This window comes from Vibrio wakamikoensis (assembly GCF_050337275.1).
In the GTDB taxonomy this organism is placed as follows: domain Bacteria; phylum Pseudomonadota; class Gammaproteobacteria; order Enterobacterales; family Vibrionaceae; genus Vibrio; species Vibrio chaetopteri.
This window is the reverse complement of sequence record NZ_JAKJST010000015.1, coordinates 106634-124539: the sequence shown is the minus strand read 5'-3', so window position 1 is coordinate 124539 and position 17906 is coordinate 106634. Positions and strand designations below refer to the sequence as shown.

The window sequence follows — 17906 nt, the reverse complement described above, 5'->3', positions numbered from 1 at the left end:
CCTTACTTACTGTTTAAGTTCCAATCGTAATCGTATTTGATCTTGCCATCGAAATTGGCAAGATCAGGGCGATACTTCGCCATATGCTTCAATGCACCGCCATCTTGCACAAAGTCTGCCTCAAACCACTCATAAATAGACGACAGAGTTATGGTGTCGCCAGAAATGCTAGCGCCTTTCGATGAGTTCACAAATGCATTGGCTGCACTTTCTAGCAGTGCTTCGGTGTTATCGGTAGTGAATGCCTGAGTCTGCAGATTTGGGCAACCAAGGCTGGCACAGTTAACGGCATAGTGTGTTCTAGGATCGTTCCAAATTGGGCGCAGTATGCGGTGCTCAATATCGTTTAAGGTGAGCGCTTGCCCGGTAATAGTAATGACCTCATCACCCCACGGTCCAAAGCTAAATAGCCCTCCAAGCTTAGTGATGGATTTCACTGGGTACTCATCAAGGATCAAATCGACAGTGATGGCGTTATAGAGGTTGACCCAGTAGGCATACTGCTCAGCGCGGCTGAGCAGTCTAGGGTCTATTCGGGCTAGGTCGTTAATGTAAGTTTTGAGTGCTTGCTTATCGTTGGGAGAAACACGGACATAGCGCACTAGAGTATTCTCGCCTTCGGTGACCAAGTAGCGGTCTAGAAAGCTCTGCCAGTCTTGATGGGAGACACTTTGCGTGTTGCTGTCATTACTTTTATCCCAATACGACCAAAGCTCAGATTTTGGTGCTGCGAAAACACTGGTGGTAAACATGAGAAAAACCAAAGAGAGAACACGTAGCATAGCGAATATCCATTCCGTTAAGTGATTAATCCAACAGACCCGACTCTTGGCCGAGTTCTTTCAGTGTAGTGACAATCTATATAAAAAAATCCCAGCCTTACTAAGAAAGTAGGGCTGGGATTGGATAGTTCAACTAAATCGTTAGCGATTTATTTCAAGAAGCTAGGGATCTTCGCTTCGTAAGCCGCAATCTTCTCTTCGTGTTGAAGCGTTAGGCCGATGTTATCAAGACCGTTCAGTAGGCAATGACGGCGGAACTCATCGATTTCAAAGCTGTAAGTTTGACCATTTGCCGTCACTTTCATTGCTTCTAGATCAACGGTGATCTCAGCACCCTCATTCGCCTGAACATAAGTGAACAGCTCATGAACTTCTTGCTCGGTAAGACGAACTGGTACCATCTGGTTATTGATGGAGTTACCGTAGAAGATGTCTGCGAAACTTGGGGCAATCATCACTTGGATGCCGTAATCGGCCAGTGCCCAAGGGGCGTGCTCACGGGATGAACCACAACCGAAGTTTTCGCGCGCAAGCAGAATGCTCGCTCCCTGGTAACGAGGCGCGTTCATCACAAATTCTGGGTTATCTTGTTTACCCGCATCGTCTAGGAAGCGCCAGTCGTGAAATAGGTGCTGACCAAACCCCGTACGAGTTACCTTTTGCAGGAACTGCTTAGGGATAATCGCATCGGTATCGACGTTGGCGGCATCAAGAGGTACGACTAAGCCGGTGTGTTGTTTAAATCCTGACATGGTATGTTCCTTCTTAGTCTAGCTCTCTGATATCAACGAAATGTCCAGCAATGGCGGCTGCCGCGGCCATCGCAGGGCTTACTAGGTGCGTACGACCATCACGACCTTGGCGACCTTCGAAGTTACGGTTACTGGTCGATGCACAGCGCTCTTGTGGGCCTAAACGGTCATTGTTCATGGCAAGACACATAGAGCAACCCGGTAGGCGCCATTCGAAGCCTGCGTCCTTGAAGATAGCGTCTAAACCTTCCGCTTCTGCCTGAGCTTTAACTTGCTCAGAGCCAGGTACGATAAGCGCTTGAACGTGAGAAGCAACCTGACGACCTTTGGCAATTTCTGCCGCTGCACGCATGTCTTCGATACGAGAGTTAGTACAAGAGCCAACAAATACCTTGTCTACTTTATAATCTTTTAGCGATTTACCCGCCTCTAGACCCATGTAAGCCAGCGCTTTTTCTGCTGATGCTTTCTCAACAGGATCGGCGAAGCTTTCTGGAGCGGGAATTGGCTGATCAACGGCGATAACTTGACCTGGGTTAGTACCCCAAGTGACTTGAGGTTTGATGTCCGCGCCGTTTAGTGTGACGATCGCATCAAAGGTCGCATCAGCATCAGTTTTGAATGTTTTCCAGTACTCGACAGCAGCATCCCATTCAGCGCCTTGAGGGGCGAATTTACGGCCTTTTAGGTATTCAAACGTTGTCTCATCTGGTGCGACAAGACCTGCTTTCGCGCCTAGCTCAATAGCCATGTTACATACCGTCATACGACCTTCCATAGAAAGATCAGTGATGGCTTCACCACAGAACTCCACCACGTAGCCAGTACCGCCAGCTGCCGTTGTTTCACCAATGATCGCAAGAACAATGTCCTTTGCTGTCACGCCAGGAGCCACTTTACCTTGAACTTCGATTTTCATGGTCTTAGCGCGCGATTGCTTGAGAGTTTGCGTCGCTAGAACGTGTTCAACTTCTGAGGTACCAATACCGAAGGCAAGAGAGCCAAATGCACCGTGCGTCGCGGTATGAGAGTCACCACATACGATAGTCATCGCTGGCAAGGTAATACCCAGCTCTGGACCCATAACGTGGACGATGCCTTGGTATTTGTGGTTGATGTCATAAAGAGTCACGCCAAACTCTTCACAGTTTTTCGATAGCGTCTCCATTTGGATCCGTGCCATCTCACCAGAAGCGTTGATGTCTTTAGTGGTGGTAGACACATTATGATCCATAGTGGCAAATGTTTTGCCTACTTGGCGCACTTTACGACCTTTTTCACGTAGGCCATCGAAAGCCTGTGGTGAAGTTACTTCGTGAACCAAGTGACGGTCGATATAAAGGATTGGGTTTTCACCCTCTGCTTCGACGGCGATATGAGCGTCGTAGACTTTTTCGTATAGAGTTTTTGACATTGCTTAATTCCTTGCTTCCCCTAGCCGAATAGAACGGCCATCGGCTAGGGCAGTGTTTTTAATTATGAATTCAGTACGTATGCAGCGATCTTGTCACCCATCTCAGAGGTGCTTAGCGCTGGCTTGTCACCCGCTAGGTCAGCGGTAAGCTCACCCGCTGCTAGGGCTTTACTCACGGCCGCTTCAATATCTTGTGCCGCCGCTTCTTCACCTAGGCTGTAGCGTAGCATCAGCGCAGCAGAAAGGATCTGAGCAACAGGGTTTGCAATGTTCTTGCCGGCGATGTCTGGTGCACTACCGCCTGCTGGCTCATAAAGACCGAACTGACTTTCGTTAAGGCTTGCTGATGGCAGCATGCCCATAGAACCTGTAATCATCGCACACTCATCAGAGATGATATCGCCGAAGATATTTGAGCAAAGCATGATGTCGAACTGTGCAGGGTCTTTAATAAGCTGCATCGTCGCGTTATCGATGTACATGTGGTTAAGCGTCACATCTGGGTAATCCTTCGCAACTTCTTCCACTACTTCGCGCCATAGGATAGAGCTTTGTAGAACGTTGGCTTTATCGATTGAGTAAACGTTCTTGTTACGAAGGCGTGCTGATTCAAACGCGATCTTAGCGATGCGTTCGATCTCGTAGCGGTGGTAAACCTCAGTATCAAAGGCTTTCTCTGTTGGGCCTTCGCCCTCACGACCTTTTGGCTGACCGAAGTAGATACCGCCAGTAAGCTCACGAACTACCACGATATCGAAACCTTTTGCGGAGATATCTGCGCGCAGTGGAGAGAAATCCTCTAGGCCTGCGTGAATCTGTGCAGGACGTAGGTTACAGAACAGTTGGAAGTGTTTACGAAGTGGAAGTAGCGCACCACGTTCAGGTTGATCGTTTGGTGGCAGGTGTTCCCACTTAGGACCGCCAACTGAACCGAACAGAATCGCGTTTGACTCTTCACAGCCTTTTACCGTGCCCTCTGGAAGCGGGCAGCCGTGGTTATCAATAGCAATGCCACCTACATCAAACTCTTCACGCTCTAGGGTAATGTTGTGTTTCTCTGAAATTGCATCAAGCACTTTATGAGCCTGAGCCATTACTTCTGGACCAATACCGTCACCCGGTAGAACCGCAATCTTGTAAGTACCTGCCATGGGGCTAATTTCCTTAAATGTTGTATTTGCTTATATTTTTAGGTCTACTCGTTGTAGTACGAGCAAACAAATTTTTGGCTCGGCTCCGTCTAGTAGAGAAGCCGAGTATTAACTTTTATACCGCTTCAACTTTGTTTTGCTTCATCACTTCGATTTGATCAGCACGATGGATACTATTGATAACATGAAGTAGTGCCTGACCTGAAGCCTCAACGATGTCGGTTGAGACCCCCGTACCGTGATATTTTCGGCCCTTGTAGTTGGCGATGATATCCGCTTGGCCTAAGCCATCTTCACCTTCGCCTTTTGCTGTCAAATCAAACTTGTCTAGCACAATGTCGTAACCCGTTACGCGATAGATACATTGGTAAAGTGCATCAACCGGACCGTTACCTACTGCCGCTTCGCATTTCTCTTCGTCACCGCATTGGATCTTAATGCTGGTGGTCGCCATGATGCTGCCTGATTGAACGCTCAAGTAGTTCAACTTAAAGAAGTCGTCTTCTTCGCGCAAGTTAGCAAAGTGCATTAATGCTTCTAGGTCGTAGTCGAATACCTGACCTTTGCGATCTGCAAGCTTCAAGAAATCTTGATACAAGGTATCTAGGTTGTACTCATGCTCGTTGTAACCCATTGAATCCATATGGCTCTTGACGGCTGCACGACCAGAACGGCTAGTTAGGTTCAACGCTTTGTTTTTTAGACCAATAGACTCAGGCGTCATGATCTCGTAAGTATTCTTATTCTTTAGCATGCCATCTTGGTGGATGCCTGAAGAGTGACTGAACGCGTTCGCGCCAACAATCGCTTTGTTATCCTGAATCGGCATATTACATAGCTGAGACACTAGCTTGCTGGTGCGGTGGATTTCTTGGTGCTGAAGGCCTGTGTGCACACCTAAGAACTCTTGACGAGTCTTGATGATCATCGCGATTTCTTCTAGTGAGCAGTTACCTGCACGCTCACCGATTCCATTGATAGTACCTTCGATCTGACGAGCACCAGCTTGTACTGCTGCGATAGAGTTTGCCACTGACATACCCAAGTCATCGTGACAGTGCACAGAGATGATGGCTTTGTCGATGTTTGGAACGCGATTGAAAAGGGTCTGGATGATGCCACCAAATTCATTTGGGACGGTGTAGCCTACGGTGTCTGGAATGTTGATGGTACGAGCGCCAGCATCGATAGCGGCTTCCACCATACGACACAAGTTATCGATAGGGGTACGACCTGCGTCTTCACACGAGAATTCAACGTCATCGGTGTAGTTGCGAGCATGCTTGACCGCTTTTACGCCCATCTCAACCACATCGTCGTAGCTGCGGCGCAGTTTGTCTTGAACGTGGACGGTCGAGGTTGAAATGAAGGTGTGGATACGGAACGCATCCGCTACTTTCAACGCTTCAGCCGCCGCATCAATGTCTTTCGCTACGGCGCGAGACAAGGCACATACGCGGCTATCTTTAATGTGTTTCGCAATCGTCTGCACCGATTCAAAATCACCCGGAGAGGAGATAGGGAAACCAGCTTCGATAACATCAACACCTAGACGCTCGAGCGCATAAGCAATTTGCAGCTTCTCTTTCACTGTTAGACTTGCTGAAAGTGCTTGTTCGCCGTCACGCAATGTGGTGTCGAATATAATCACCTGATCGTTCATATTTGCTTCCTCTTTATCCAGGTTAATCGTTTACGTCCAGTTCAATCGATATAAAAAAACCCGCTTGTGTAAGCGGGTTTTTTTGGAATTCTTTATGTGGTGTTTTTCGTCCACTACCTACCCGCGCGATTTTTTCACGATAAGGAGGAGGTTCAGGAGTAGAGAAAAACGTAATGACACTGTTATGCGTTCCACAAAAATAAGTTACAAGATTAGTACCGCACTCAGCTTCATGCGTCAAGGGTTAATCTGAATTTTTATGGATATCGGAGCAGTTCGCTCTATATGCTAAGAGAGGGAGGTGGTCGCCAATTTATAATTAATCATCTGATTAATATTTGATGAATTTAACTGTTCGCGGATTGAACAAGCTTTACTCTACAATTAATCGATGATTAATAAAAGCAAGGATTGGTATGACGAACGCGATTGAGGCCACACGTAAAGTTGGTCGCCCCAAAGAACGCACGGATGCTAGGCACAAGCTGCTTACCCATGCTCGTGATCTGTTCGTAGTAATGCCATATGACAAAGTGTCGACACGCCTTATCGCGCAAAAGGCGGGCGTTAATATTGCCATGATTCGCTACTACTTTGGCAACAAAGAAGGCTTGTTTGAGACCATGGTGCGCGAGACCTTACAGCCGATGAAAAGCAAAATGGAATCGCTGATGAAAAATGGCGATTACGGCAATCTTACTGACTTTATGCGTACTTATTATTTTGAAATGAATAAAGTACCGCAGTTTCCACGCTTGATCTCCCAAGTCATGCACATGCCTCCGTCAGCCACGCAGCGTCGCTTGTTTGAAAAGGTGTTTGCAGACATTGGTCGTCCAGACCAAGATTTCATGTTCAATAAAATGTCTGAGCTCGGGTTGTTACGTGAAGGGCTGAGCCCACGTATGTGCAAAATTTCACTCATTAGTCTAATGGTGTTTCCATTTGTCGCACCGCCTGGTCTTCTGAGTTTGCATGGCATTGAAGTCAATGAAGAATTTTTAAACGAACTCCTCGAACATAACATCGCCTTGCTTAAGCGTGGGTTGTTGCGTGACCCATCCTAATTAAAAGAATCATATCTCTATGAAGTCTATCAATAAAAAACTCCTTTTTTTTCCAGCACTTGCAGTTGGCGTTGTGGCTTTAATTGCCGCCGTGAACCTGCGCCCTGATGTACCAACCAAACCTGCAGGCGATCGTTCACGTGTGGTGGATATCATGCCGCTACAACCTCAGATGTCATCACCAATGGCGATTGGTTTTGGTCGCGCTGAGCCGAAAGTGCAGTGGCAAGCCATTGCTGAAGTGACGGGCGCGGTTACTTATAAGCACCCTAACCTTGAGAAAGGCACAGTGATAGCCGCGGGCACAGAAATTCTCCGAATTGACCCTTTAGATTATGAGCTCAAGCTATCTCAAGCCATTGCTGATTTGAAATCCAGTCAGACTCAACTGGCGCGTCTTGATCAGGAAGAGACAAACCTAAAGCAGACTTTGTCGATTGAGATGAATCGTTTGAAGCTGGCAGAAAACGAGTATCAGCGCCGCGTGGATCTGAATAAGCGCGGGCTCACTTCACAGTCCGATGTTGATACTCAGCAGCTAAATATGCTTTCACAGGAGAAGCTAGTCCAAGAGATTGAAAATCAATTGGCGCTGATGCCAGATGAGCGTGGTGTATCTGAAGCATTGGTTAAGGTCAATCAAGCCAAAGCCGATGAAGCGCAGCGCTCGCTAGAGAAAACTCGTATTGCGCTGCCAATGACGATGCGTATCTCAGAGGTTGATGCTGAGATCAATCAGGTGGTGAACTTACAGCAAACCATGGTCACCGCGCACCTAAACGATGTCATGGAAGTGGAAGCGCAATTGTCTATCCATGACTTACAACTGCTTTCGGACACCCTCTCATGGGATGAAGACCAAACCGAGCGCGGCGAGCTAGGTAAGTTACAAGCGACAGTCGAACTCAGTAGCGGCAACCTTACTGCAACGTGGCCAGCGAAAGTCGCGCGCGTGAGTGAAACGGTTGATGCCAACCAAGCAACCGCAGGAGTGATCCTAGAGGTCTCGCAATTACCAAGCAGTAGTGGCTTGGCAGGGACTCCTGTGCTGGTTAATGGCATGTTTGTGAAGGCGACAATTGAAGGTCAAAAACAGCAGTCTTGGTCTGTCCCTGAGCGAGCTTTGCACGGTGATAAGATCTATTTGATGAACGCGGAAAATCGTTTGGAAATGCGCGATGTGAATGTCGAATATCGCCGTGACAACCAGGTGATCATTTCTGGTAATCTTGAAGCGGGTGAAAAGGTGATCCTCAATGATATCTTGCCAGCCATTGAGGGGATGCTGTTGCGTGATAGTCAAAGTGATGATCACGGTGTTGGAGAGGTTACCCAATGATTCGATTTTTCTCCAAACACCCAACGGCGGCGAATCTACTGATGCTGGCGCTGCTGATACTCGGTATCAGCTCGCTGTCGACCATCAAGCGTGAGACCTTTCCTGAGTTCGATCCTCCCTACATTATGGCCGCGATCACTTACCCTGGTGCCTCGCCGCAAGAAGTGGAAGAGAGCTTGTGTGTGCGTATGGAAGATGCGGTTGACGGCCTTTCAAACATCGTAGAGACCAAATGTGAAGCGATTGAAGGCTCAGCAAGATTGACCCTCAAGCTTGATGAAAAAGCCGACATTGGCCGAATGCTGGTGGATGTTCAAACTCAGATCAACGCGATCAATGACTTTCCTGATGAGATTGAATCACCAGTGGTACAAGAGCTGGATTGGAACGAACCCGTAGTGGATGTTGCGATTACTGCTGAGACCAGTTGGCCAGAGCTAAAAGCGTACGCTGAGCAGTTAAAGCGCACGCTAAAACTTGACTATGGTGTCTCGCTCGTCGATGTCAGTGGCTTTTCTGATCACCAATACCGTGTAGAGCTCAATACTCAAATCATGCGTCAGCTAGGGTTAAGTATCGGTGATATTGCTACCCAGATTGGTCATCAAAACATTAAGCTCCCAAGCGGCAATGTCGAAACGGAAGATAAGAACTTTTTGATTCGCTTTGATGAGAGGCGTATTACGCCTCAAGAGTTAGAGTCGATCGTTGTGGGCTCAAGCCCAAGTGGCGCGTTAATTCGTCTCAAAGATGTCGCCACTATTACCGACCGTTTCGAACTGGATGAACAAAAAGTTCTGTTTAATGGCAAGCCTTCGGCTTTGCTTAAAATCAGTAAGAACAAGGAAGATGACGCGCTACGTGTGAAAGAGAAGGTAACGGAGTTTGTAGAAGCGCAGCGTCTGATTGCCCCTGAGGGGGTTACGCTTGAATTGACCAATGATATGTCATCCATATTGTGGGATCGTCTGACCATGATGGTAACAAACGGCTGGCAAGGTATTTTGCTGGTATTTGCGACCATGTGGCTGTTTTTCAGTTTCCGTTACTCATTCTGGGTGGCCGCGGGCTTGCCAGTGGCGTTCCTTGGCGGCCTGTGCTTGATGGCGAATCTTGGGCTATCCATTAACATCATGTCTCTGGTGGGGCTTCTAATGGCGATTGGTATCATGATGGATGATGCCATCGTGATCGCAGAGTCGATACAGGCGCACTTAGACCGTGGGCAGAAAATTGATGATGCGGTTATCAATGGCGTTAAGAAAGTGCTGCCGGGTGTTATTTCCTCTTTCTTAACCACGGTGTGTATTTTCGGTAGCTTGCTGTTCTTACAAGGGGAGATGGGCGCCGTACTAAGGGCAGTACCTCAGGTGCTAATACTTGTCTTGTCATTGAGTCTGGTTGAAGCCTTCTTAATTCTGCCAAATCATTTGTCTCATTCATTGCACAAGCATAACCGTGACAAACAGCCTTTGAAGTTTAAACGTGTGTTGTTAGAGCGCTTTGAACACTTTAGGAATACCACGCTTGTGAATGCGGTAGATAAAGTCGTTTCATATCGTTATGCCTTTATGGGTAGCGTGTTTGCGGCGCTGCTTATTTCTGTGAGTCTACTGGCTGGTGGTGTAGTGAAGTTCAACCCATTCCCAGCATTGGATGGGGACATTGCCGAAGCTCGTATTATTCTGCCGCCAGGAGCATCTTTGTCTCAGACAGAGCGAGTGGTCGATAAAATCGTTCTATCTGCTGAAAAGCTCAATAAGCAGTGGAGTGAAGAGGTGGAAGGTGGTGAAACCTTGGTGAAGCAGATCACCAGTCAGTTCAACACTAACCAAGATGCCAATGAATCTGGCCCCCATATAGCGACGGTCAGGCTGGATCTGCTTAGTGCAGAGATTCGCAATACGCTCATCGATGAGTTTATCGATGCTTGGCGTGAGGATGTGGGGGAGCTTGCAGACCCAATTTCTATGGTATTCAAGCAACCAACGATGGGTCCGGGTGGTCGTGCTATTGAAGTGCGCATTGCACACGACGATCTGGACATGCTGAAAGCCGCGTCGGTTGAAATACAGCAATACCTGAATGAATTTGATGGTGTGAGTGGCGTGCTCGATGACATGCGCCTCGGCAAAGAAGAGATCTTAGTCAAACTGCGACCTGGTGCTGAGAGCTTTGGGATTAACGGTCAGATGATCGCAAGTCAGTTGCGTGCGGCTTTCTTTGGCCAAACCGCCGATGAGATCCAAGTGGGTGTTGAGAACATTAAGATTGAAGTGAAGCTCGACAAGCAAGATATTGGTGACATTCAGCAGTTATCGAACTTCCCAATTTTCTTAGCGGATGGCTCGCAAGTACCGTTGGCATCCGTCGCGACGCTCGATTTTCAGCGTAACTACGTTCGTATCCAACGCGTCAACGGTTTGAGAACGGTCAGCGTGTTCGGTGATGTTGATACCACTAAAGCGAGCTCAACCGATATCATTAGACAGTTCCAAGCCGAAGAAGTGGCGAAGCTGCAACAAGAGTATCCAGGGCTGCGTTTTGACTTTGAGGGTGAAACCAAAGATAGCGCAGAGACGGGCGCGTCGATGGCAAAAGGATTTCTGCTGGGTCTGTTTGGTGTATTCACCATCCTTAGCTATCAGTTCAGAAGTTACCTAGAGCCGTTTGTGGTAATGCTGGCGATACCGCTTGCCTTTATCGGTGTGGTCTGGGGACATTTGCTACTAGGGCACGCGATGAGTATGCCAAGTATCATGGGCTTTGTGTCATTGGCGGGGATTGTCGTTAACGACTCTATCTTATTGGTGCAGTACATACGTCACCACGTTGACGAGGGTGACTCCGTCCATGACTCTGTGGTGAAAGCGAGTCGTGAGCGTTTCAGAGCGGTGTTCTTAACGTCGATGACCACTGCAGCCGGTTTGTTGCCTTTGCTAACTGAAACCAGCTTGCAGGCTCAAGTCATTCAGCCTCTGGTTATCTCTATTGTGTTCGGTATTTTTGCGTCCACAGCTTTGGTGCTGTTCATGATTCCTTCTGCATACGCCATCCTCGCGGATTGGGGACTGGTTCATAAACATGAAGAGCTGTAATACGCCATAAATTTCATCTTATTAATCAAATGAAAGTTAGTGACTAGGGTTCCTCTAGCGCTAACTTTCATCATTTCTCCAATAAATCGTCACCGAATTGTCATTGTTGCTGATTACTTTTTGATCATGAACTGCGCGTCTAACAAGGAGTAGGTTGTGCGAACGATTGAACCCATAGCAAGAATAGATTTGGCTTTTTCATTGTTTTGTCTTAAGCATCGCTTTAACGTTCAAGTAGCATCGGTAAGTCGTTGGGTGTCTCGAACGGGCGACGGTCATTTGTACCTGTTACTTGGCATCGCTGTTTTTTGCTTAGATGAACCGGTTGGCAAGCTGTTTTTTACGGCGGCCTTGTTAGCGTTTGCTATCGAGTTACCGATTTACTGGTTAGCGAAAAACAGCTTCAAGCGTCGCAGGCCTGAAGAATTTTCTCATTTACTGCACGCTTTTATTACCCCCTCTGATCGCTACAGTTTACCGTCGGGACATACTGCGGCCGCTTTTTTGATGGCGACCATTATTGGCCAGTTTTATCCTCAGTGGCACGACCCAGCGCTGATGTGGGCAGTGTTAATTGGCGCTTCACGCATTCTGCTTGGTGTGCACTTTCTCACCGATGTGGTGATTGGTGCGGTACTGGGTATGTCATCGGCTTACGTTGCGCTTGAATATGTACAAGCTTGGCTAGGAGGCGTGTAAATGAAGATACTTTATGGTGTGCAGGGTACGGGTAATGGCCATATTGCTAGGGCAAGAGCGATGAGTCAGGCGCTAGCCAATCATGATGTGCAAGTCGATTTTTTATTTTCTGGTCGAGAGAAAAGTAAGTACTTCTCGATGCAGCAGTTTGGTGATTACCAAACGCGGCGCGGGTTTAGCTTCATGACGGAAAATGGCCGTGTGAACTATATGAAAACAGCGTTTGAGAACAGTCTGCCCCACTTTATTCGTGAAGTCAGAGAGCTCGATGTTTCTGGTTATGATGTGGTGGTCAATGACTTTGAACCCGTTTCTGCTTGGGCCGCAAAGCAGCAGAACATTCCCACTGTAAGCATTAGCCATCAAAATGCATTTCTGTTTGATGTGCCTCAAAAAGGCGCAAACTGGCTGGATGATTCGGTGATTCAGCACTTCGCTCCGTCACAGTATCAGCTAGGCCTACACTGGTACCATTTTGGGCAGCCTATTCTGCCACCTATTGTGCATACATCTGGAGAGGATGTGACCTCCGAAGACTTTATTCTTGTCTACCTTCCATTTGAAAATACTGAAGCTATTGTTGACCTGTTGCTTAGATTTAGCCAAAACAACTTTATCTGTTATCACCCAGAGAATATTGAGCACGTTCAGATAGAAAACATTTTGATGAAACCGCTTGGCCACGAGAGTTTTCAATGCGATCTCCATCGCTGTGCTGGTGTTATCGCTAACGGTGGCTTTGAGTTGCCGTCAGAGGCGCTCAGCTTAGGCAAAAAGTTACTCGTTAAGCCGTTGGACGGTCAATTTGAGCAGCAAAGCAATGCAGCAACGCTTGATAGTTTGGGGCTTGCTCAATCTATGGACTTTCTTGATGCCAGTGTGATTCGCGATTGGTTAGATGAGAAACAAGCTGAACGGGTTTTTTATCCAAATGTTGCCGAAGGCATTGCCGATTGGCTAGTAAGCGGGGATTGGTCATGCAGCGCCAATCTGCGTAAGCGTCTTTGGGACAAAGTTGACTTTCCTAGTTACGCCTCAGTTTAAGTTTACGTCACGATAACCCAGCTAATCTTGAGGTTAGTTGGGCATAGCAATAACAAGACCCGAATCGCACTTTGATTCGGGTTTTGATGTTATTGCAATCGATTGTATGCAACCGTACGCACCTCTTTGGTTTTCAAAAATATTCTATACCGATAGATATTAACTATATGCTATGCGAATAGTTGTGGTTGCCTTTTGCGCATGTATTAAATAGGCTCTGTTCTCCCCTTTGGTTGAGTGACATAGTGTCTGGTTATGTATCTGGGCGCTCTGTCCAACAAAAGTTATTAAAGATATAATTTATCTTTTTTTATATGTGGTTTAACTTATTGTTGTTTAAGGTCATTGTATTTTTCTCGATAAAATTTGATGATTCTTTGTCAATCTTGTTGGTGTTGAGTTAATTATTGGTGGATAGTTGGTTTCGTCCTCGAAGTATGCAGAGGATTAATAGAATGACGTAAGGTACACCACTGGCGATGACGCTGTTCTCATTGTTCTGTTTTATTGGTTACCTACCCCCAATAGTCGAGATTGAAATTACACGAGGCTTACTAAATGTTAGACAAAAAAGATGCTATGAGCGCAATCGCTAGTTACCGCATGGAAAGCACATTACGCGGCGTAGATCTAAACCTATTGACTGTATTCGACGCAGTGATGCAAGAGCAGAATATCACTCGCGCGGCGCATAATTTAGGTATGTCGCAACCTGCAGTAAGTAACGCAGTAGCGCGTCTTAAAGTGATGTTCAACGATGAACTATTTATGCGCCAAGGTCGTGGTATTCAGCCTACTCAGCGTGCTCGTCAGTTATTTGGTCCTGTGCGTCAAGCGCTTCAATTGATCCGCAACGAGCTACCAAGTTCAATCTTTACTCCTGAGACTTCAACGCGTCTATTTAAGATGGCGATTTGCTCTCCTTGTGATATGCGTTTTGCGCCACGAATCATGCAAACCATCTCTGAGCAAGCACCACACGTTCAGCTTCACCTAGATGCAGAAGCAGACCGTCAGCTAGCTGACCGCATGCGCTTCCAAGAGATCGACTTCGTTATCGATTACGCTCGTTACGACGCTCAAGGCTTCTCAAGCACTGAGATCTTCCAAGATGAATTGGTTGTCGTAGCAGCGAAAAACCACCCACGCATTCACGGTGCAGTAAGCACAGCTCAGCTAGCGAACGAAAAGCACGCTAAGCTATCAAAAGTACACGGTGTTCGTAGCTTTTCAGAGCAAGCTTACCGTGACCTAGAGTGCCAAGCGTCTTACGAAGGTACTAGCCTAAGCAACGTACTTTACGTTGTTGGTCAATCTGAGCTAGTGACCATCGCTCCACGTTGGTTGGTTGAAAACGCAGTAAACAAAGATCAGCTTCAAGTACTGACGCTGCCAACTGAAAACAACAAGATCAGCGGCTTCCTGAGCTGGCACGAATCTAGTGAAAAAGATAAAGGTCACATCTGGCTACGTGATCAACTGATGGTTATCTGTGGCGAAGTGGTTGCTTTGTCATAATCCATTACAACTTAATTCTCAAAGCCCTGACTACTATGTATTCAGGGCTTTTTTCATATTGTTCAAAATCTTATTATCACTGGGCGGTAAAGCTACCAGGAATTATTGATAACTTTGATGTCGGTCTGTTGCCTTTTTCGGCGGCACAGGTACACTTGTGCGCTCAAAAAGGCTTACATGTGTAAGCTAAAAGGTAAGATAGAACATGGCTAATTTAGATTTCCATATCGTAACGAAGATTCGTGAGCGAATCGCACAAGGTGGCGACAAGATCGCCTTACGACATAAAATCAACAATGTATGGCAAGGGATTAGCTGGAAAGAGTTTGGCGTTAGCGTAGATGCGCTGTCACTCGCTCTACTCGGAAAAGGAATCCAACCTCAAGATAAAATTGGTATCATTTCCAATAACATGCCGAAATGGACCATTGCTGATCTGGCTGCGCTTCAAGTTCGCGCAGTGACTGTACCCATTTACCCTACTAATACGCCAGCCCAAACCAGCTACATCGTACAAAATGCCGACGTCCGTATTCTATTTGTTGGCGAGCAAGAGCAATATGAAGCGGCAGTCTCCATTTATGAAGAATGTGAGCAGCTAGAGCTGATCGTCGCGATGAGCGAAGAGATCGTTCTCGCGGACAATGATTTCTCTATGACTTGGCAGCAATTTACTGCCGACGTAAGCAGTGACGTCCAACCAGAATTAGACGCGCGAATTGAACAAGCTAACTATGACGATTTGCTAACACTTATCTATACGTCTGGTACTACAGGCCAGCCGAAAGGGGTAATGTTAGATTACGCTAATATTGCGGCTCAGCTACAAGGACACGATGAAAGGCTAAGCCTTAGCGAAAGTGATGTCTCACTATGTTTCTTGCCGCTTTCGCATGTTTTTGAGCGTGCATGGACTTTTTATGTATTGTACCGAGGCGGCACCAACTGCTACCTACAAGATACGATGCAAGTGCGAGATGCTCTTAGCGAGATCCGTCCAACGGTAATGAGTGCTGTGCCTCGTTTCTACGAGAAGATCTTCTCAGCAATTCACGAACGTGTATCTAAAGCACCGATTCACCGCAAGATCCTATTTACCTGGGCGGTGAACATGGGCGCGAAAATGGCGCAGTGCCGCCAAGACAATGTGGAGTCTTCGTTCTTACTTAAGAAGAGTTACGCGCTGGCGGACAAGATTGTGCTAGGTAAACTTCGTGAACTATTAGGCGGTCGCATTAACTTCATGCCATGTGGCGGCGCTAAATTGGATGAAACCATTGGCCGTTTCTTCCAAGCAATTGGCATTAACGTCAAGCTTGGTTACGGTATGACGGAAACCACGGCGACTGTTTCTTGCTGGGATGATACCTGCTACAACCCAGGCTCCATCGGTATGCCGATGCCCGGCGCGGAAGTGAAGATTGGTGACAATAACGAAATCTTAGTGCGCGGCCCTATGGTGATGCGTGGCTACTATAAGTTGCCAGAAGAAACCGCTAAGACCTTTGATGCAGATGGCTTCTTGAAAACTGGCGATGCAGGCGAGTTTGACGCTGCCGGTAATCTGTTTATTACCGACCGCATTAAAGAACTAATGAAAACTTCAAATGGTAAGTACATTGCTCCTCAAGCAATTGAAGGTGCGATCGGTAAAGACCATTATATCGAGCAAATTGCGGTCATTGCGGACACTCGTAAGTTTGTATCTGCTTTGATTGTGCCTTGCTTCGATACGCTCGAAGAGCATGCCAAAGAGCTAAACATTGCTTACCAAGATCGCTTAGAGCTCATCAAGCACCACCAAGTGGTGGAGATGTTTGAAAAGCGCATCACTGAACTGCAAAAAGAGTTGGCTAAGTTTGAACAGGTGAAGAAGTTTAAACTGCTCCCTAACGGTTTTTCTATGGATAAAGGGGAGTTAACACCGACGCAGAAGCTGCGCCGCAAGGTGATTAACGACCGTTATCAAGATGAGATCGAAGAGATGTACCGCGATACGCCTAACAAGCAATAGGTTTCTAATTACTGAAACCCTCGTAAACGAAAAGCCCCAAGCAAATGCTTGGGGCTTTTTAGTTTCTGCTGCTAGTTGTTGGCGTAAAGCAGCTCACTGTATCTATCTAGAGTATTGAGGCGGTTTTGCGCATTGGCTAAGAAGGTTTGCTTCGTTTTACCCGTCAGAGACTTCGATTGCGGCAGTTTGACCGTTCTTGGGTTCTTATGCACGCCATTAACCAAGAATTCATAGTGTAGGTGAGGTCCTGTGACTCGCCCTGTTCCACCAAGTGTACCGACAGTTTGTCCCTGTTTCACTCGCTGACCGGTTTTTACCTTACGTTTTTGCAAGTGTAAGTACTTGGTAATAAAGGTGTTACTGTGCTTAATAAATACATAGTTACCATTAAACTGGTTGTAGCTTGATTTAATAACGGTACCGTCACCAGCTGCCCAAATTGGCGTGCCAACAGGCGCGGCATAGTCAGTGCCCCGGTGGGCACGTACTTTACCGGTCACTGGATGGCGTCGGTTCGGGTTGAAGTTGGAGGTTACACGACGAAAATCCAAAGGCGCACGTAAAAAGGCCTTTTTCATTGCTCGGCCATTTTCATCGTAATAGTTACCCGTTTTATCATCAAAGATAGCGGTAAACGTATCATTCTGGTTTTTAAAGATAGCCGCGATGATCTTGCCGCGACCAATTACTTCACCTTCGACCACTTTCTCTTGGTATAGCAGCTTAAAGTAATCGCCAGAGCGGATATCTAACGCAAAGTCGATATCCCAACCAAAAATTCCCGCCAGCTCCATGATTTGGTTGGCAGTCAGTCCAGCGCCAATTCCCGCATTCCAGAAGTTTGAGCTGATTTCTGCTTGCGCATAGTTATATTGGTAGTCGACCTGCTTTTTGTCCCAGCTAGAGGCAAAGCCTTTATCGGATTTGGTGACCTTAAATGTTTCGTAGTCATTGATGCGGCGCTTTAACTGTACGAAGTCACTGTTCTCATCAAAACCAAAGGTCAATTTGTCGCCTGGGCGTAAGCGTGAAAGCTGCTTCTTAATGTCATCGTTGGTATAGATAAGGTCATGAAGTAGGCGAGGGGAAAGTCCAAGACGTTGAAATAAAATTGCGGCACTCTCTCCAGCGCGAACCGTATGTTCTTCCCATTTTAGTACCACGCTTGGTGGAGATGCATTGCCAGCAGGGAATGCATCGCTGTCAATGGAGAGCGTGTAGTGCTTGCCAATTTCGAGTCGGTCGTTGCTATCGTCGAGCTCTGAAATATCAGGCAGAAACAGTGCGACGACGATAATGGCACTAAAAAAGGCGATGAGCGCGCGGTGTAGCCAAGGCAAGCGCTTTAAAACAGAGACCATGAGC

The 17906-nt window shown here is 47.0% G+C and carries 13 protein-coding genes; 7 read left to right on the top strand and 6 right to left on the bottom strand.

Features of this window, described 5'->3' with window-relative positions; genetic code table 11:
• Positions 1-2 precede the first annotated feature (2 nt).
• The 5 genes from L4C42_RS06560 to leuA all read right to left on the bottom strand — a co-directional run bounded on the left by L4C42_RS06560 (position 3) and on the right by leuA (position 5762).
• Positions 3-782, bottom strand: a complete 780-nt coding sequence (locus L4C42_RS06560; RefSeq protein ID WP_353497059.1) for a DUF547 domain-containing protein — start codon at positions 780-782, stop codon at positions 3-5.
• Between the two features lie 149 nt (positions 783-931).
• Entirely contained in the window at positions 932-1534 is a 603-nt protein-coding gene (gene leuD, locus L4C42_RS06555; RefSeq protein WP_353497058.1) for a 3-isopropylmalate dehydratase small subunit, read from the bottom strand.
• Between the two features lie 13 nt (positions 1535-1547).
• Positions 1548-2948 (bottom strand): 3-isopropylmalate dehydratase large subunit, encoded by a 1401-nt coding sequence (leuC, locus tag L4C42_RS06550; RefSeq protein ID WP_353497057.1) that lies wholly within the window; start codon positions 2946-2948, stop codon positions 1548-1550.
• Between the two features lie 62 nt (positions 2949-3010).
• Positions 3011-4099 carry a 3-isopropylmalate dehydrogenase gene (leuB, locus tag L4C42_RS06545; RefSeq protein WP_353497056.1) on the bottom strand — a complete coding sequence of 363 codons (1089 nt, stop codon included), beginning with the start codon at positions 4097-4099 and terminating at the stop codon, positions 3011-3013.
• 115 nt (positions 4100-4214) lie between these two features.
• Positions 4215-5762 carry a 2-isopropylmalate synthase gene (gene leuA / locus L4C42_RS06540; RefSeq protein WP_353497055.1) on the bottom strand — a complete coding sequence of 516 codons (1548 nt, stop codon included), beginning with the start codon at positions 5760-5762 and terminating at the stop codon, positions 4215-4217.
• 416 nt (positions 5763-6178) lie between these two features.
• On the opposite strand from leuA, the gene L4C42_RS06535 reads away from it, so the two are divergent.
• The 7 genes from L4C42_RS06535 (at position 6179) to L4C42_RS06505 (ending at position 16541) form a co-directional block, all read left to right on the top strand.
• On the top strand, positions 6179-6829 hold the full coding sequence (locus L4C42_RS06535; protein WP_353497053.1) for a TetR/AcrR family transcriptional regulator: 651 nt from the start codon (positions 6179-6181) through the stop codon (positions 6827-6829).
• 19 nt (positions 6830-6848) lie between these two features.
• On the top strand, positions 6849-8168 hold the full coding sequence (locus L4C42_RS06530; protein ID WP_353497052.1) for an efflux RND transporter periplasmic adaptor subunit: 1320 nt from the start codon (positions 6849-6851) through the stop codon (positions 8166-8168).
• Positions 8165-11266 carry an efflux RND transporter permease subunit gene (locus L4C42_RS06525; protein ID WP_429759853.1) on the top strand — a complete coding sequence of 1034 codons (3102 nt, stop codon included), beginning with the start codon at positions 8165-8167 and terminating at the stop codon, positions 11264-11266. Before L4C42_RS06530 ends, L4C42_RS06525 begins: the two co-directional genes overlap by 4 nt.
• 156 nt (positions 11267-11422) lie before the next feature.
• Positions 11423-11965: a phosphatase PAP2 family protein gene (locus L4C42_RS06520; protein ID WP_353497048.1), complete on the top strand. Its 543-nt coding sequence runs from the start codon at positions 11423-11425 to the stop codon at positions 11963-11965.
• Positions 11966-13009 (top strand): MJ1255/VC2487 family glycosyltransferase, encoded by a 1044-nt coding sequence (locus tag L4C42_RS06515; protein WP_353497046.1) that lies wholly within the window; start codon positions 11966-11968, stop codon positions 13007-13009.
• A gap of 558 nt (positions 13010-13567) precedes the next feature.
• On the top strand, positions 13568-14527 hold the full coding sequence (leuO, locus tag L4C42_RS06510; protein WP_042496454.1) for a transcriptional regulator LeuO: 960 nt from the start codon (positions 13568-13570) through the stop codon (positions 14525-14527).
• 205 nt (positions 14528-14732) lie between these two features.
• A complete protein-coding gene (locus tag L4C42_RS06505; RefSeq protein WP_418641969.1) occupies positions 14733-16541 on the top strand; it encodes an AMP-dependent synthetase/ligase in 1809 nt (602 codons plus the stop codon).
• 71 nt (positions 16542-16612) lie between these two features.
• Here L4C42_RS06505 and shyC read toward each other — a convergent pair whose 3' ends face one another.
• Positions 16613-17902: a peptidoglycan DD-endopeptidase ShyC gene (shyC, locus tag L4C42_RS06500; protein WP_353497044.1), complete on the bottom strand. Its 1290-nt coding sequence runs from the start codon at positions 17900-17902 to the stop codon at positions 16613-16615.
• Between the last annotated feature and the right edge of the window lie 4 nt (positions 17903-17906).

What these genes read in the sequence shown, in the direction of transcription:
- leuB (WP_353497056.1), bottom strand. Translation starts at nt 4,099, where the DNA reads ATGGCAGGTACTTACAAGATTGCGGTTCTACCGGGTGACGGTATTGGT.
- L4C42_RS06515 (WP_353497046.1), top strand. Translation starts at nt 11,966, where the DNA reads ATGAAGATACTTTATGGTGTGCAGGGTACGGGTAATGGCCATATTGCT.
- L4C42_RS06560 (WP_353497059.1), bottom strand. Translation starts at nt 782, where the DNA reads ATGCTACGTGTTCTCTCTTTGGTTTTTCTCATGTTTACCACCAGTGTT.
- L4C42_RS06530 (WP_353497052.1), top strand. Translation starts at nt 6,849, where the DNA reads ATGAAGTCTATCAATAAAAAACTCCTTTTTTTTCCAGCACTTGCAGTT.
- L4C42_RS06535 (WP_353497053.1), top strand. Translation starts at nt 6,179, where the DNA reads ATGACGAACGCGATTGAGGCCACACGTAAAGTTGGTCGCCCCAAAGAA.
- shyC (WP_353497044.1), bottom strand. Translation starts at nt 17,902, where the DNA reads ATGGTCTCTGTTTTAAAGCGCTTGCCTTGGCTACACCGCGCGCTCATC.
- L4C42_RS06505 (WP_418641969.1), top strand. Translation starts at nt 14,733, where the DNA reads ATGGCTAATTTAGATTTCCATATCGTAACGAAGATTCGTGAGCGAATC.
- leuA (WP_353497055.1), bottom strand. Translation starts at nt 5,762, where the DNA reads ATGAACGATCAGGTGATTATATTCGACACCACATTGCGTGACGGCGAA.
- leuC (WP_353497057.1), bottom strand. Translation starts at nt 2,948, where the DNA reads ATGTCAAAAACTCTATACGAAAAAGTCTACGACGCTCATATCGCCGTC.
- leuO (WP_042496454.1), top strand. Translation starts at nt 13,568, where the DNA reads ATGTTAGACAAAAAAGATGCTATGAGCGCAATCGCTAGTTACCGCATG.
- leuD (WP_353497058.1), bottom strand. Translation starts at nt 1,534, where the DNA reads ATGTCAGGATTTAAACAACACACCGGCTTAGTCGTACCTCTTGATGCC.
- L4C42_RS06525 (WP_429759853.1), top strand. Translation starts at nt 8,165, where the DNA reads ATGATTCGATTTTTCTCCAAACACCCAACGGCGGCGAATCTACTGATG.